This window comes from Streptomyces sp. Ag109_O5-10 (assembly GCF_900105755.1).
Classification (GTDB): Bacteria; Actinomycetota; Actinomycetes; order Streptomycetales; family Streptomycetaceae; genus Streptomyces.
The window spans coordinates 1,315,090-1,329,476 of record NZ_FNTQ01000001.1; the positions used below are offsets into that span (position 1 = coordinate 1,315,090).

11 protein-coding genes are annotated in these 14,387 nt (G+C 73.1%); 7 read left to right on the forward strand and 4 right to left on the reverse strand.

Annotated elements, in window-relative coordinates; translation table 11 throughout:
- Positions 1 to 686: 686 nt before the first annotated feature.
- The 4 genes from BLW82_RS06170 (at position 687) to BLW82_RS06185 (ending at position 6,323) form a co-directional block, all read left to right on the forward strand.
- A complete protein-coding gene (locus BLW82_RS06170; RefSeq protein ID WP_093497848.1) occupies positions 687 to 3,734 on the forward strand; it encodes an AfsR/SARP family transcriptional regulator in 3,048 nt (1,015 codons plus the stop codon).
- Between the two features lie 99 nt (positions 3,735 to 3,833).
- Complete coding sequence (locus BLW82_RS06175) at positions 3,834 to 4,499, forward strand: M15 family metallopeptidase (RefSeq protein WP_093497849.1); 666 nt, start codon at positions 3,834 to 3,836, stop codon at positions 4,497 to 4,499.
- 116 nt (positions 4,500 to 4,615) lie between these two features.
- Positions 4,616 to 5,098 carry an RNA polymerase sigma factor gene (locus BLW82_RS06180; RefSeq protein ID WP_093507884.1) on the forward strand — a complete coding sequence of 161 codons (483 nt, stop codon included), beginning with the start codon at positions 4,616 to 4,618 and terminating at the stop codon, positions 5,096 to 5,098.
- A 148-nt stretch (positions 5,099 to 5,246) separates the two neighbouring features.
- Positions 5,247 to 6,323 carry a C40 family peptidase gene (locus BLW82_RS06185; RefSeq protein ID WP_256216187.1) on the forward strand — a complete coding sequence of 359 codons (1,077 nt, stop codon included), beginning with the start codon at positions 5,247 to 5,249 and terminating at the stop codon, positions 6,321 to 6,323.
- Positions 6,324 to 6,373: 50 nt separating this feature from the next.
- Here BLW82_RS06185 and BLW82_RS06190 read toward each other — a convergent pair whose 3' ends face one another.
- Positions 6,374 to 6,952 (reverse strand): PadR family transcriptional regulator, encoded by a 579-nt coding sequence (locus BLW82_RS06190; protein WP_093497851.1) that lies wholly within the window; start codon positions 6,950 to 6,952, stop codon positions 6,374 to 6,376.
- Between the two features lie 71 nt (positions 6,953 to 7,023).
- Between BLW82_RS06190 and BLW82_RS06195 the strand changes: the two genes are divergently transcribed.
- Entirely contained in the window at positions 7,024 to 7,419 is a 396-nt protein-coding gene (locus BLW82_RS06195; protein ID WP_093507885.1) for a nuclear transport factor 2 family protein, read from the forward strand.
- A gap of 188 nt (positions 7,420 to 7,607) precedes the next feature.
- On the opposite strand, the gene BLW82_RS06200 is transcribed toward BLW82_RS06195, so the two are convergent.
- Together BLW82_RS06200 and BLW82_RS06205 are read right to left on the reverse strand one after the other, a co-directional pair.
- Positions 7,608 to 9,347: a GAF domain-containing sensor histidine kinase gene (locus tag BLW82_RS06200; RefSeq protein ID WP_093497852.1), complete on the reverse strand. Its 1,740-nt coding sequence runs from the start codon at positions 9,345 to 9,347 to the stop codon at positions 7,608 to 7,610.
- Positions 9,348 to 9,669: 322 nt separating this feature from the next.
- A complete protein-coding gene (locus BLW82_RS06205; RefSeq protein ID WP_093497853.1) occupies positions 9,670 to 10,110 on the reverse strand; it encodes a pyridoxamine 5'-phosphate oxidase family protein in 441 nt (146 codons plus the stop codon).
- Positions 10,111 to 10,469: 359 nt separating this feature from the next.
- Here BLW82_RS06205 and BLW82_RS06210 point away from each other — a divergent pair, with 359 nt between their 5' ends.
- Entirely contained in the window at positions 10,470 to 10,850 is a 381-nt protein-coding gene (locus tag BLW82_RS06210; RefSeq protein ID WP_093497854.1) for an STAS domain-containing protein, read from the forward strand.
- A gap of 21 nt (positions 10,851 to 10,871) precedes the next feature.
- Here the strand turns inward: BLW82_RS06210 and BLW82_RS06215 are convergent, their stop codons facing one another.
- On the reverse strand, positions 10,872 to 13,256 hold the full coding sequence (locus BLW82_RS06215) for a phosphoketolase family protein (RefSeq protein ID WP_093497855.1): 2,385 nt from the start codon (positions 13,254 to 13,256) through the stop codon (positions 10,872 to 10,874).
- Between the two features lie 42 nt (positions 13,257 to 13,298).
- On the opposite strand from BLW82_RS06215, the gene ppk2 reads away from it, so the two are divergent.
- Positions 13,299 to 14,102: a polyphosphate kinase 2 gene (gene ppk2 / locus BLW82_RS06220; RefSeq protein WP_093497856.1), complete on the forward strand. Its 804-nt coding sequence runs from the start codon at positions 13,299 to 13,301 to the stop codon at positions 14,100 to 14,102.
- The last annotated feature ends 285 nt before the right edge of the window (positions 14,103 to 14,387 follow it).

Here is a 14,387-nt window from a genome sequence, read left to right on the forward strand (position 1 = left end):
ACAGGGCGGATTGTGCGCGGGTGCGAGTGTTCCAAGGGCATCGAACGTCAGGGAAGGGTCCGGTGGCGCGGATGTGAAACTCGGCTGTACGTGAGGTAGGCGATCGGTAAGGAGACGGACCCGGCCGCGGCCGCGGGGCGGTGGCCGCGGCCGGACGGCCGGCCTCAGCCGATGAAGAGTCCCGCGGCGCAGGCGCTCTTCGTCACCCCAGCCGGTGAGGGCGAGCACCGCCACGGCGGCACCGGCGCTCAGTCGCCCGGACCTTCGGCGGAAGGCGGTGCGCTTCGCGGGACTGCTTCCTGGGCGTGCGGCGGACGGCTCGGTGCGCACGGGCCGCAGACCCCGCCGGCGGGTTGTTCGTATGACATGCGGCCGCAAGGAGCCACCGGCGCCGCGGATTTCGCCTCTGATTCCGTCGCCCGGTCATACGTGGGCGGGCCGCCGGCCGTCCCCTGCACAGGGAGCACTGTGCCCGCCCACAGAAACCAGCCAACTGCGGGCGGAAGGGAGTACGGCTTCCGCAGCGCCGGCGGGGCCCGTCCCGGTTCGGCACACCGGGCGTCGCGGCGGCTCCCCCCGGCCGGTGGGACGGAACGGTTCCGGACACGACGGCCCGGCCGTCGGCCTGCCCCGACAGAGGCCGCCGATATCGTTGTCGGCATCCGCGGGGCGGCGATCGGGGACCGATGTTCGAAGTACGTCTGCTCGGTCCGGTGGAGGTCTGGGAAGGGGGCAGACGGGCCCCGCTCGGCGGCTCCCGGCCGCTGGCCGTCCTCGCCGCGCTCGTCGTCCACCTCGGCGAGGTGATCTCCACCGAGCGCCTGGTGGACCTCGTCTGGGACGAGGAGGCGCCGGCCACAGCGGGCGCCCTGGTCGCCACTCACGTCTCCGCCGTGCGCCGGGCCCTGGCCCGGGTCGGCACCGCCGAGCTGGTCCGTACCCGGCCCCCGGGCTATGTCGCCGGCCTCGCCCCGGACCGGGTCGACGCCCGCCGGTTCGAGGAACTCCTCGCGGCCGGGCGGTCGCTGGGCCGTACCGAGGAAGCGGCGGACGTGCTCACCGAGGCGCTGGGGCTGTGGCGGGGTCCGGAGGCCCTGGAGGGGCTCGGCCAGTCGTTCGCCCGGATCGAGGCGGCCCGGCTCGGCGAGCTGCGGCTGGTGGCCCAGGAGGACTCCTTCGCTCTGGCCCTGGAACTGGACCGCGCGGACGGCGCCATCGCGCCGCTGCTCGCCCATGTGGCCGCGCATCCGCTGCGGGAGCGGCCGCGCGGCCAGCTGATGACCGCCCTGTTCCGCACCGGCCGGGTCTCCGACGCCCTGCGCATCTACCAGGAGGGCCGGTCGCTGCTCCGCGACGAGCTGGGCATCGACCCGGGACCGGAGCTGCGGGCGGTGCACCAGGCCGTCCTCACCCATGACACCGGCGTGCTGGGAGGCGGGCGGGCCACCCGGCCGGTCCCGGCTCCACGGAGCGGGCGGCCCCGCCCCGCGCCCTCCCATCTCCCGCCCGACATAGCCGACTTCGTGGGCCGGGCGGAGCAGGTCGAGTGGGCGACCGGACTGGTGCGGGGCGTCGGCGACCCCGGCCGGACCGCACCGCCGATCGGGGTGATCTCCGGGCGCTCCGGCATCGGCAAGACGGCCCTCGCGGTGCACGTCGGCCACCGCACCGCCGACCTCTTCCCGGACGGCCGCCTCTTCGTGGACCTGCGGGCCGCCGACGCCACCCCGCTGGAGCCCGCCGACGCGCTGGCCCGGCTGCTGCGGGCGATGGGCGTCGACACCGACACGCTGCCCTCCGGCCTCGAGGAGCTGACCGGCCTGTATCGCACCCACATCGGGCACCGGCGGACCCTGATCGTCCTGGACAACGCGGCCGGGGAGGCGCACCTGCGGCCCCTGCTGCCGCCCGGCCCGGGTGCCGCGGTGCTGATCACCAGCCGCCGCCGGCTGGTGGCGCTGGAGGGCGCCGCCCATCTGGACCTCACCGCCCCGGACGAGGCCGAGGCCCTCGATCTGCTCCGCCGGGTGGCCGGTGCGGGGCGTTCCTGGGCGGAGCCGGAGCAGGCCGCCGAGATCGTCGCCCTGTGCGGGCGGCTGCCGCTCGCGGTGCGGATCGCCGGTGCCCGCCTGGCCGCCCGCCCGCACTGGGCACCCGGCCGGCTCGTCGGCCGGCTGCGCGACGAGCGCCGCCGCCTCAACGAACTCAGTGCCGGGGACCTGGAGTTACGAGCCAGCCTGGAACTCGGCTACGCGGACCTCGATCCACCGGAACGCCGGGCGCTGCGCCGCCTCGCCCTGCTGGACCTGCCCGACTTCGCGGCGTGGATCGCCGCTCCCCTGCTGGACACAGGGACGGAGGAGGCCGAGGAGGCCGTCGAGCGGCTGGTGGACTGCCACTTCATCGACGTGGTCGGCGTGGACGGCACCGGCCTCGCCCGCTACCGCATCCACGACCTGGCCCGTGAACACGCCCGTGAGCGCTGCCTCGTCGAGGAGAGCACCGAGGACCGCACGGCCGCGGTACTGCGGCTGGCGGCGAGCTGGCTGGACCTCGCCCGGAAGGCCGCCGCCCGCGGCCCCGGCGGCGCGACCCGCCACTTCCCCGAACCGGCCGCCGTCCGCCCGCTGGACCCGGTGACCGAGGAGGCCGTCCTGGCCCGGCCCGCGGCCTGGTTCGCCGCCGAGCAGGCCGGGCTGCTGGCCGCCGTGACGCACTGCGCCGACCACGGCATGGCCCGCACCGCCCGTGACCTCGCCGGGGCGCTGATCGCGAGTTCCGCCGCGCTGTACAACCAGTTCGACGCCTGGTCCCGCGCGCACACGGCGGCGATGGCTGCGGTGCGGCGCGGCGGCGACGTGGAGGGCGAGGCCTGGCTCCTCACCGGCCTCGGCCGGCTCCGCTACGAACAGGACCGGTTCGAGGACTCCTACGCCTATTTCGCGGACGCGCTGCGGCTGTTCGGGGAGAAGCTGCCGGACGGTGCGGCCGTGGCGCTCGCCGGGATGGGCACCGCCCGCCGCGAACAGGCCCGCTACGCCGAGGCGCTGGAGCTGCTGGAGGCCGCGCTGGAGCGGTACGGCGACGCGGGCGACGCCGGGGGCCGGGCGGGCGTGCTGTACGGCATCGGCTACGTGCACCGCGAGCAGGGGCGCGGCCCGCGGGCCCGGGCGGCACTGTCCGGGGCGCTCGAGCTGTACCGGGCGGCGGGCGACCGGCACGGCGAGGGGCTCACCCTGCGCTCGCTGGCCCTGTGCGACCGGGCCGAGGGACGGTACGCGGATGCCGAGCGGCTCTTCCTCGACGCGCTGCGGATCTTCACCGGTCTGCACGACACCTTCGGCGTGATGTACACCGAACAGGCTCTGGCCAAGGTGGAGTTGCGCACCGGCCGGCCGGCGGAGGCGGGGCGCCGGCTGCTGCGCTGCCTGGCCGTCGCGCAGGAGCGCCAGGACCGGTTCGGCGAGGCGCTGGTGCTGCGCACGCTCGGGGAGCTGCGGCTGGCGGCCGGGGACACCGGCGCGGCCCGGGAGCCGCTGGAGGTGGCGGCGGCACTCTGGGCGGAGTTGGGGCTGCCGCTGTGGCGGGCCCGCACGGTGTGGGACCTGGCCGGGGTGTGGTCCGCGGACGGCGAGACCGAACGGGCGCGGGCGGCGCGGGCCGAGGCGCTGGAGGTGTTCCGGTCGGTGGGCGCGCGGGAGGCGGGGGAGCGCGCGGGAGGCGGGACGCCGTAGCCGGGCCGCGGCTGCCGAAGGCCTGCTGCGGAAGGGCTGGTGACGCGCTTGCAGGGAAGCTGCAGAGCAATTGCAGGGGCCCCGGGCACGCTGTCCTGCGTGACGGACATCATCACGCTCTCCGACTCCCGGGTCGCCGAGGTCATCGAGCAGGAGTGCGGTGAACCGCTGGTGGACCTGCGGGGGACACCCGGCCTGCGGATCGACCTCCGGCAGGCCGACCCCGACGGCAGCTACGCGCGCCTGCGCGTCGGGGCGCTGCGCCGGCTGCTCCAGGCGCAGGCGCTGCTGCCCGCCGGGATCCGGTTCCTGGTGGTCGAGGGGTACCGGCCACCCGACCTGCAGCGCCGCTATTTCGAGCAGTACGCGGCGGCCCTGCGCGCGGCCCACCCCGACGCCGGTCCGGACCGGATCCGCGAGCTGGCCAGCGCCTACATCTCTCCGCCGGAGGTGGCCCCGCACGTGAGCGGCGGGGCGGTGGACCTGACCCTGTGCACCGCCGACGGCACCGAACTGCCGCTGGGCACGGAGGTGAACGCCACCCCGGAGGAGAGCGCGGGCGCGTGCCGTACCGGGGCACCGAACGTGGACGCCGAGGCGCGCGCGAACCGCGCGTCCATGAGCCGGGCGCTGACCACGGCCGGCTTCGTCAACTACCCCACCGAGTGGTGGCACTGGTCCTACGGCGACCGGTACTGGGCCCTGCTGAGCGGGGCACCGGCCGCCCGTTACGGGCCCGCCGCCGCACCCGTCCGGCCCGCTTGACCGGCGGACCGGACACCTCTCTCACCACCGACGACCGACGGGGGACGACCGTGGAAATCCGTGGCGGCACGTGTACGCAGGACCCGCGCGACGACGTGGACGGCGTCGTGGAGTCCATGAGCCCGGGCGAGTTCGACGCCCGTTTCACCGCCGACATGCCCAGACTGCGCAGACGGCTGCTCGCCCTGACCGGCAATCCGTACGACGCCGACGACCTCCTCCAGGAGACGTACCTGCGGCTCTCCCGGCGGGCCCGCGCCCGGAACCTGACGCCCCAGCAGCATCCGTACGCCTACGCATGCACGGTCGCGCTGAACCTGCTGCGCGACTCCTGGCTGCACCCTTCCCGCCGGGAACGCGCCACCGACCGGCTGCCCGAGGCCGGCTGGGACGGCGGACTCGGCACGTACGAGGCCTCGGCCACGGCGCTCGCGCTGCTGAGCGTGCTCTCGCCGAAGGAGGCGGCCGCGGTGATCCTCGTCGACCTGGAGGGGTTCACCCACGACACGGCCGGGGAACGGCTCGGCGCCCATCGGGGCACCGTCCAGCGCAACCGGATGCGGGCGCTGGCCAAGATGCGCGCGGCGCTGGCCGGCTGAGCTCCGGGTGCCGTGCCCTCACGGGGGTGGGGCGCGGCACCCGGTGGATCCGCCCGGTCCCCCGTACCCGGTTCCACGTCGACGAAGGATGGACACCTTGAACCTCATCACGTCCGTCAGGACGCTCACGGTGGTCGCGGCCCTGGCCATGGCCCCGCTGCTGCCCGTCACCGCGCAGGCCGCGGCCCAGGACACCTCGTGCGGGGTGCTGGCCTCCGGCGCCTCGGCCACCGCGCAGGCCGCCGTCCAGGCGGCCTGTTCCCAGGTCGGCGTCTGGTACAGCTGGGGCGGAGGGCACGGTGCCACGCCCGGTGCCACGTACGGCTACTACGACGGCTCCGACCCGGACAGCCTGCACGACGACGAGCGCATGGGCTTCGACTGTTCGGGCCTGATGCGGTACGCGTACTACCGGGCGACCGGCTCCGACCTTCTCGACGGCACCGCCGACGACCAGTTCCACAGCCCGCAGGCCGCGGCCCGCTTCTCGGCCGGCCAGGGCACCGCCCCGCTGGTGCCGGGTGACCTGATGTTCTGGGGCAGCGGGTACATCCACCATGTCGCCATGTACCTGGGCGCGGGGCAGATGGTCGAGGCGTACGAATCGGGCACCCACATCCGGGTGACGCCGGTCCGCACGGGCGGCGACTACGCGGGCGCGATCCGCGTCAACCCGTCCGGCACGCCGATTCCCCCGCCCGCGAACGGCGGGTCGACCTTCCAGACCTGGGGCACGGGGGTGCACACGCACTCCACGCCGAGCGTGCACGCCTCGGTCGTCGACACCTTCGCCGGCCCCACGCAGGTCTCCGTCCAGTGCCAGGAGCACGCGGAGGAGGTGAGCGCCGAGGGCTACACCAACGACATCTGGGCCAAGCTGGCCGACGGGTCCTGGATGACCAACATCTACCTCAAGGGCCCGGCGGAGCTGCCCGGCATCCCGGACTGCGGCGGCGACAACCCGCCGCCGCCGAGCGGGGGCAGCACGGCGTTCCTCACCTGGAGCACGGGCGTGCGCACGCACAGCGAGCCGCACGTGAACGCCGATGTCGTCGACTACTTCCCGCAGCCGACGACGGTCAACGTGGTCTGCCAGGCGCACGCCGAGAAGGTCACCGCCGAGGGGTACACCAACGACGCGTGGTCCAAGCTGACCAACGGCGCGTGGATGACGAACATCTACATCGAGGGCCCGGCCTGGCTGCCGGGGGTCGCGACCTGCTGATCCGGACCCGGCTGCGGGGGGCCCGCCGAGGCGGGCACCCCATGGGCCGCCTATTCACTTTGTTGTGTATGCCGAGCCGCCCGCTGCGCCAGCCTCCGCAGGGCCAGGTCCCCCCACTGGAGGTTCTCCCGCTCGAAGGACATCCCGCGCAGCAGGGTGAGGTAGGGGCCGACGCGCTCGGCCTCGGCGAAGTACGCCTCCTCGGAGCGGCCGGCGAGCAGGCGCTGCCGGATCCGCTCGTAGCGGGCGAGTTTGGCGGCGGCCCACTCCATGCGCCCGGCGACGGCGGTCCGGACCGCCTCGATGTCACCGGCGTCCGCGCACTGCACCTTGACCAGCAGCTCGTCGCGGACCACCGCGGGGCGCCCGGGGGGTGCGGAGGTGTAGGCGCGTACCGCCTCGCGGCCGGCGTCCGTCAGCGAGAACAGCCGCTTGTTGGGCCTGCGTTCCTGCTCGACGACGCGGGCGGCGACCAGCCCGTCCGCCTCCATGCGCTCCAGTTCGCGGTAGAGCTGCTGGGGCGTCGCCGTCCAGAAGTTGGCGACCGTCGCGTCGAACTGCTTCGCGAGGTCGTACCCGGAGGCCTCGCCCTCCAGGAGGGCGGCCATCAGCGCGTTCCGCAGAGCCATGGGAGCACGCTAGCATGCGCCTACTCAACTTTTTGACTAGGTGAGGTGGACCCATGCATTCCGCGCACCCCGTGCACCCCTTCCGCAAGGCCGTCGAGAACGGCGACATGGCCGCCGTGGCCGCCCAGCTCGCCGACGACGTCGTCTTCACCAGCCCGGTCGCCTTCAAGCCGTATCAGGGCAAGCCGGTCACGGCCGCGATCCTGCGCGCGGTGTCGCAGGTGTTCGAGGACTTCACCTACGTACGGGAGATCGCGAACCCGGACGGCCGCGACCACGCCTTCGTGTTCACGGCCACGGTCGCCGGCAAGCAGCTCCAGGGCTGCGATTTCCTGCACTTCGACGAGGACGGGAAGATCGACGAGTTCACGGTGATGGTGCGCCCGCTGTCGGCCGCGCAGGCGCTGTCCGAGGCGATGGGCGCCCGGTTCGAGCAGATCGCCCAGGAGGCGTCCGCCGCGCGGTGACCCCCACGGAGCACGGCGCCGCTCGGTACCGCCCGTCCGGAGTCCGGCCGGTGAGGCCGTCGCGCAGGCCCGCGCGGGAGGAGACACCGGGCTTCGGGAAGGCGCCGCACAGATGGGCGGCCGCCGCGCACCAGGACCGCGGGCCGGGTCGGCGGACGGTCGCGGGGTGCGGCGGGGGGGCCGCCCGCCTACGGCTGCCCCGGCTCCTTCACGACCGGCACCCGCCACACCAGCGTCGTTCCCCCGCCCCCGGGCTCCCCGGGACAGTCCCAGTCCAGCCGGCCGCCGAGTTCCGCCGCGCGTTCCGCCATGTTCCGCAACCCGCTGCGCCGGCCCCCCGGCGGGATACCCACCCCGTCGTCCCTCACCGTCAGCACCAACTCCCGCCCGTCGGTCTCCACGACCACCTCCACACGGCCGGCGCGCGCATGCCGGGCCACGTTCGTCAGCGCCTCGGACAAAACCGCCACCGCATGGTCAGCGACCTCCCCGGACACATCCGTGTCCAGCAGCCCCTCCATCCGCACGCTCGGCGCGAACCCCAGCGCCGAAGCCGCCTCACCGGCCACCCGCACCGCACGCGCCCGCAACCCACTGCCCACACCACCCTCCCGCGCCCGCAACCCGAAAATCGTCGACCTGATGATCTTGATGGTCTCGTCCAGATCATCCACCGCCCGCAACACCCGCTCCGCAGCCTCCGAATGCTCGATGAAACGCCCCGCACTCTGCAACGTCATCCCCGTCGCGAACAACCGCTGAATCGCCAGATCATGCAGATCACGCGCGATCCGATCACGATCCTTCAGCACCGCGATCTCCTCCGCGTCCCGCCGCCGCTCCGCCAACTCCATCGCCAAAGCCGCCTGCGCCGCGAACACCTCAAGCGGCTCGGTCTCCTTCACCGTGAACAACGGCCCACCCGCCTCACGCGCCAGCAACACCACACCCCGCACCCCCGCCTCACCGGTACCGATCGGACTGGCCACCGCCGGCCCCAGCCCGGCAAACCGCGCCGGCTCCGGCGAAACCCGCTCGTCACGCACCACATCCACACTCGTCACCAACGCACCCCGCCCGAACGCCAACCCCATCAACGTCCGATCCGGCGAAAGCACCAACCCCCGATGCGCCTCCGCATCCACACCCACCGCGACCACCACCGTGAGCGAGTCCGTCTCCGCCACCGGGACCGCGACCGCGGCCAACGCCGAACCCGTGATCTCCCTCGCCTGCTCGGCGATCAACCCGAGAGCCCCAGCACCCGGACCACCCGACATCAGACTGTTCGTGATCTCCGCACTCGCCCGCAACCAACGCTCACGCAGCCGCGACTCCTCATACAACCGGGCATTGTCGATCGCCACCCCCGCCGCCACCGCCAGCGTCGACGTCACCGACACATCCTCCTCGTCGAACTGACCCCCACCCCGCTTCTCCGTCAGATACAGATTGCCGAAAACCTGCTCACGCACCCGGATCGGAACCCCAAGGAAAGAGTTCATCGGCGGATGATTCGGCGGGAAACCATACGAAGCCGGATGCCCGGACAACTTCGCCAGCCGCAACGGCTCCGGCTCACGGATCAACTCACCGAGAATCCCATGACCCTCCGGAAAAGAACCGATCCGGGCGATCTCCTCCTCACTCACCCCCACCGTGTGAAACGCCGACAACCGCCTGCCGTCCGGCCCGATCACACCCAACGCCCCGTACTCGGCATCCACCAGCACCGCCGCCGCCTCCACGATGCTCCGCAGCACCTGCTCCAGATCCAACTCCCGGCCCACCGAGAGCACCGCCTCCAGCAGACTGTGCACCCGATCCCGAGTACCACGCGCCGCATCCAGCCGCGCCTGCAACTCCCCCAGCAACTCATCCAGCCTGAGCTGCGGCAACCGCACCCGGGCCGCCTCATCACCCTCCACCGCACTCCTCCCGACCCCGTCCACCCACACACCGGCAGGCCCGGTCAACGCCCACCGTAATGCGAGCCGACCGGCGTGGACATCCGGATCGGGCAAGTCGGGCGGGCGTCCGCGCGGCGCGGCGGACAGCACCGGAAGGGAGGCTCCGCAACGGGTGCGCCGCCCGGGGCGCAAGGGCCGACCGGTCCCGAACGGATGGCCATCGGCACCTGCCACCGGGCACGGGCCGGGAGGAGACTGGGCTCAGGAGCGGCACCGGTCCCCCGCGGTGTCGCTCCGCGCCGCCTCGGCCACGGGGAGTACCGCGCGAGCGCGGCGGGGGTCACGGGATGGGGTCCAGACCGTACCGGGTGCGGCCGCCGGTCAGTTCCCTTCCGGTGACGAGTTCCGGCAAGATGCGGACGAAGACCTCCCGCGGTGACGGAACCCAGGACCGCGGGCCGTCCAGGACGAGCCTCGCGTGTTCGCCGGGGTCCCTGACCACGGCCGCACGGCCGGTCACGACGACGCTCCAGCCGGCCTGCGCGACGGCGTCGACCTCGTCGGCCTCGAAGGCGACGATCGAACCGTCGACGGCCCGCACCAGCTCCGAGGCCTCCGACGTGCGCAGGACCACCGCCCCGTCCCGGTCCAGGCGGAAGTTGACGGGCAGCACGGCCGGCAGCGCCCCGCGCGTGTGGACGATGCGGCCGACCGGCACCGCGCCGAGCAGCCGCAGGCACTCCTCCCGGTCGAGTTCACGGAATCCGTCGTTGGCGTACATCGGCCGTCCCGTCTCCTACTTCTGGCACGACAGCTCTCTCACGGCAGCTCTCCCACGACACCTCTCGCACGGCGGCGGCTCCGCGTACGACGCCGCCGGGACTCCGTCGGTGTGGCTCTGCAGCTCCAGCCTGTCCCGGCCCGGCGGGGTCCGCTTGGGCCGGTCGGCCCCCGCCGGTCGCCGGACGGTCCCTTCCGTGCCGGAGCGCCGCAGGACGGACCGCCCGGCACCGCAGGAGACGGGCCCTCCGGCATACCTCGGGACGGGCCGTCCGGCATACCTCAGGACGGGCCGTCCGGGGCGCCGAGGGGGCCGAACGGCCCTTCCACGCGACCCGCCGGCTGGACTTCGCTCTTCTCATGGCCGACAACCACACGAGGTCCGCGACGTACCGCACGACCCGTACCGACGGGGGGCCCACCGTCGTGACCCTGCACGGCGACCTCGACCTGCTGGCGGTTCCGGTCCTCTCCGTGGCCCTGGACGACCTGACGTCCGGTGCGGAGCCCGATCTGGTGCTCGACCTGGGTCCCGTCTCGTTCATCGACTGCTCCGGCCTCGGCCTCCTGTGCCGGGCCCGCAACCGGGTCCGGTACCGCGTCGGCAGACTGCGCCTGGTCACGCCGGACGACGACTTCCGCAGCCTGCTGCGCCGCACGGGGCTGGGTGACGCGTTCGAGCTGTATCCCGGCCTCCCCGAGGCCCTCGCCGGCGGGGACGCCTCCGTCCCGGTCGCCTGACCGGGACGGGGCCGGTGCCGTTCAGCCGTTCCAGGTCCAGTCGGCGACCTCGGGCAGGTCGGTGCCGTGCTCGCGGATCCAGGCCCGGTGGCGGGTGCGGGCGTCGGCCATCTGCTGGCGGACGGCGGCGGCCCGGACCGCGAGGCCGGGCACCCGGTCGATGACGTCCATGACCAGCCGGTAGCGGTCCAGGTCGTTGCGGACGACCATGTCGAACGGCGTGGTGGTGGTCCCCGACTCCTTGTAACCGCGCACGTGCAGGTGCTGGTGCCCGGTGCGGCGGTAGGTGAGACGGTGGATCAGCCAGGGGTAGCCGTGGTAGGCGAAGATCACCGGCTTGTCGGCGGTGAACAGGCCGTCGTACTCGAAGTCGCTCATCCCGTGCGGGTGCTCGTCCTTCGGGAGCAGCCTCGTCATGTCGACGACGTTCACCACCCGCACGACCAGCTGCGGCAGCTGCCGGCGCAGCAGCTGGGCGGCGGCGAGCACCTCCTGGGTGGGCACGTCACCGGCGCAGGCCAGCACCACGTCGGGCTCGCGGGTGCCGTCCCCGGTTCCGGCCCACTCCCAGATCCCGGCACCGCGCGCGCAGTGCACGCGGGCCTCGTCCATGGAGAGCCAGTCGAAGCAGGGCTGCTTGCCGGCCACGATCACGTTGACGTAGTCCCGGCTGCGCAGCGCGTGGTCCGCCACCGAGAGCAGGGTGTTGGCGTCCGGCGGCAGGTAGACGCGGACGACCTCCGGGCTCTTGTTGAGGACGTGGTCGACGAACCCGGGGTCCTGGTGCGAGAACCCGTTGTGGTCCTGGCGCCAGACATGGGACGTGAGCAGGTAGTTGAGGGAGGCGATGGGCGCCCGCCAGGACAACTGCCTGGACGTCTTGAGCCACTTGATGTGCTGGTTGACCATCGAGTCGACGATGTGCACGAACGCCTCGTAGCAGGAGAACAGCCCGTGCCGGCCGGTGAGGAGATAGCCCTCCAGCCAGCCCTGGCAGGTGTGTTCGGAGAGGATCTCCATCACCCGGCCGTGCCGGTCCAGGTGCTCGTCCACCGGCAGCAGTTCGGCCTGCCAGGCCTTCCCACTGGCGCCGTAGACGGCCTGGAGCCGGTTGGAGGCGGTCTCGTCCGGGCCCACCAGGCGGAAGTCCCGGCGCGCCCCGGTGTCCTTCATGACCTGCTCCAGCAGGTCGCCGAGGACCCGGGTGGGTTCGTGCAGGGCCGTACCGGGCTTGTCGACGGGGACGGCGAACTCGTCGAGGTCGGCCAGGGGCAGGTCGCGGACGAGCAGCCCGCCGTTGGCGTGGGGCGACGCGCCCAGACGCCGCTCTCCCTCGGGGACGCAGGCCAGCACGTCGGCGACCGGCCGCCCGTCGGGCCCGAAGAGCTCCTCGGGCCGGTAGGACCGCAGCCACGCCTCCAGCTGCCGCAGGTGCTCGGGGTTCTCGCGGACGCCGGCCAGCGGAACCTGGTGGGCCCGCCAGGTGCCCTCGACGGGGACACCGTCCACCTCGGCCGGCCCCGTCCAGCCCTTCGGCGTCCGCAGCACGATCACCGGCCAGTGCACGCGCTCGCTGATCCCCTCCTCACGCGCCGAGCGCTGCATCACGGCGATCCTGTCCAGCGCGTCGTCCATCGCCGCCGCCATGGCCCGGTGGACCTCGTGCGGGTCGTCGCCCGTGACGTGGATCGGCTCGTGGCCGTAGCCGCGCAGCAGTTCGTCCAGTTCGGACTCGGGCAGGCGGGCCAGCACGGTCGGGTTCGCGATCTTGTAGCCGTTCAGGTGCAGGATCGGCAGGACGGCGCCGTCACGGACCGGGTCGAGGAACTTGTTCGAATGCCAGGAGGCGGCCAGCGGCCCGGTCTCCGCCTCGCCGTCCCCGATCACACAGGCCACCAGCAGGTCCGGGTTGTCGAGCGCCGCGCCGTAGGCGTGGGAGAGGGAGTAGCCGAGCTCGCCGCCCTCGTGGATCGAGCCCGGCGTCTCGGGGGCCACGTGGCTGGGCACCCCGCCCGGGAAGGAGAACTGACGGAACAGCAGGCCCATCCCCGCCGCGTCACGGGACACGTCGGGGTAGGTCTCGCTGTAGCTGCCCTCCAGCCAGGAGTTGGCCAGCACGGACGGACCCCCGTGACCCGGCCCCCACACGCACAGCGCGTCCAGGCCGCGGGCCCGGATCACCCGGTTGAGGTGGGTGTACACGAGGTTCAGGCCGGGCGAGGTGCCCCAGTGGCCGAGCAGCCGGGGCTTGATGTGCTCGGGGCGCAGCGGCTCGGTCAGCAGCGGGTTGGACATCAGATAGATCTGGCCCGCCGCCAGGTAGTTGGCGGCACGCCAGTGCGCGTCCAGGGTGCGCACTTCGTCGTCGGACAGTACGGTGGCGGCCTGGTGTTCGACCTTGGACATCGGAATGACTCCATGGGTAGGTCATCGGGCGGTGGAGGCGGCATGGCCGGCAAGCAGGCGGCGGAGCTGCCGCGCAAGGTGTACGAGGCGGAACTGCTCCGGTTGCAGACCGAGTTGGTGAAACTGCAGGAATGGGTGCGGGCCACGGGTGCACGTCTTGTAGTGATCTTCGAGGGACGGGACGCGGCCGGTAAAGGCGGGACGATCAAACGGGTGACAGAGCACCTCAATCCGCGGATCGCCCGGATCGCGGCGCTGCCGAAGCCCACCGAGCGCGAGCGCACCCAGTGGTACTTCCAGCGGTACGTGGAGCATCTCCCGGCGGCCGGGGAGATCGTGCTGTTCGACCGGTCCTGGTACAACCGGGCCGGCGTCGAACGCGTCATGGGTTTCTGTACGAAGGAGGAGTACCAGCTCTTCCTGCGGCACTGCCCGATCTTCGAGCGGATGCTGGTCGAGTCCGGGATCCTGCTGCGCAAGTACTGGTTCTCGGTGAGCGACACCGAGCAGCAGGACCGGTTCCGCAAGCGCCTCGAGGATCCGCTGCGGCGCTGGAAGCTGTCGCCGATGGACCTGGAGTCGATCACCCACTGGGAGGCGTACTCCCGGGCGAAGGACGAGATGCTGGTCCACACGGACGTCTCGGACGCGCCCTGGTACCTCGTGGAGAGCGACGACAAGCGCCGGGCCCGGCTGAACATGATGGCCCACCTGCTGTCGACCGTGCCGTACCACGACGTGCCGCCGCCGGTGCTGGAACTCCCGAAGCGGCCGCCGTCGACCGGCTACGAGCGGCCGCCGAGGGATCTGCAGACCTACGTCCCCGACCACGCGGCGGGCCTCTGACCGAGCGGGTCGCGGGACGGTACCGCCGGGCCGGCCCCGGCCGGACCGGCGGGTGCCTCGGTGGCGGTGCGAAGCATGACCTTCACCTCCTGGGCTCGTGGGCTCCTGGTCTCCTGGTCCGAGGGACCGCGCGGGGCTCCTTCGGCGGATCCGGTTTCAGCATCGGGTTGGGGAGGTCCGGCGGGCAGGGGCCACTGGTCCCGGACCGGGGCCGCTCGGCCCATGCCCGGAGCCGGGCGGGCCGGCCAACCGACCGCAGCGGGGCTGCCCCGGACACCGGTGTCC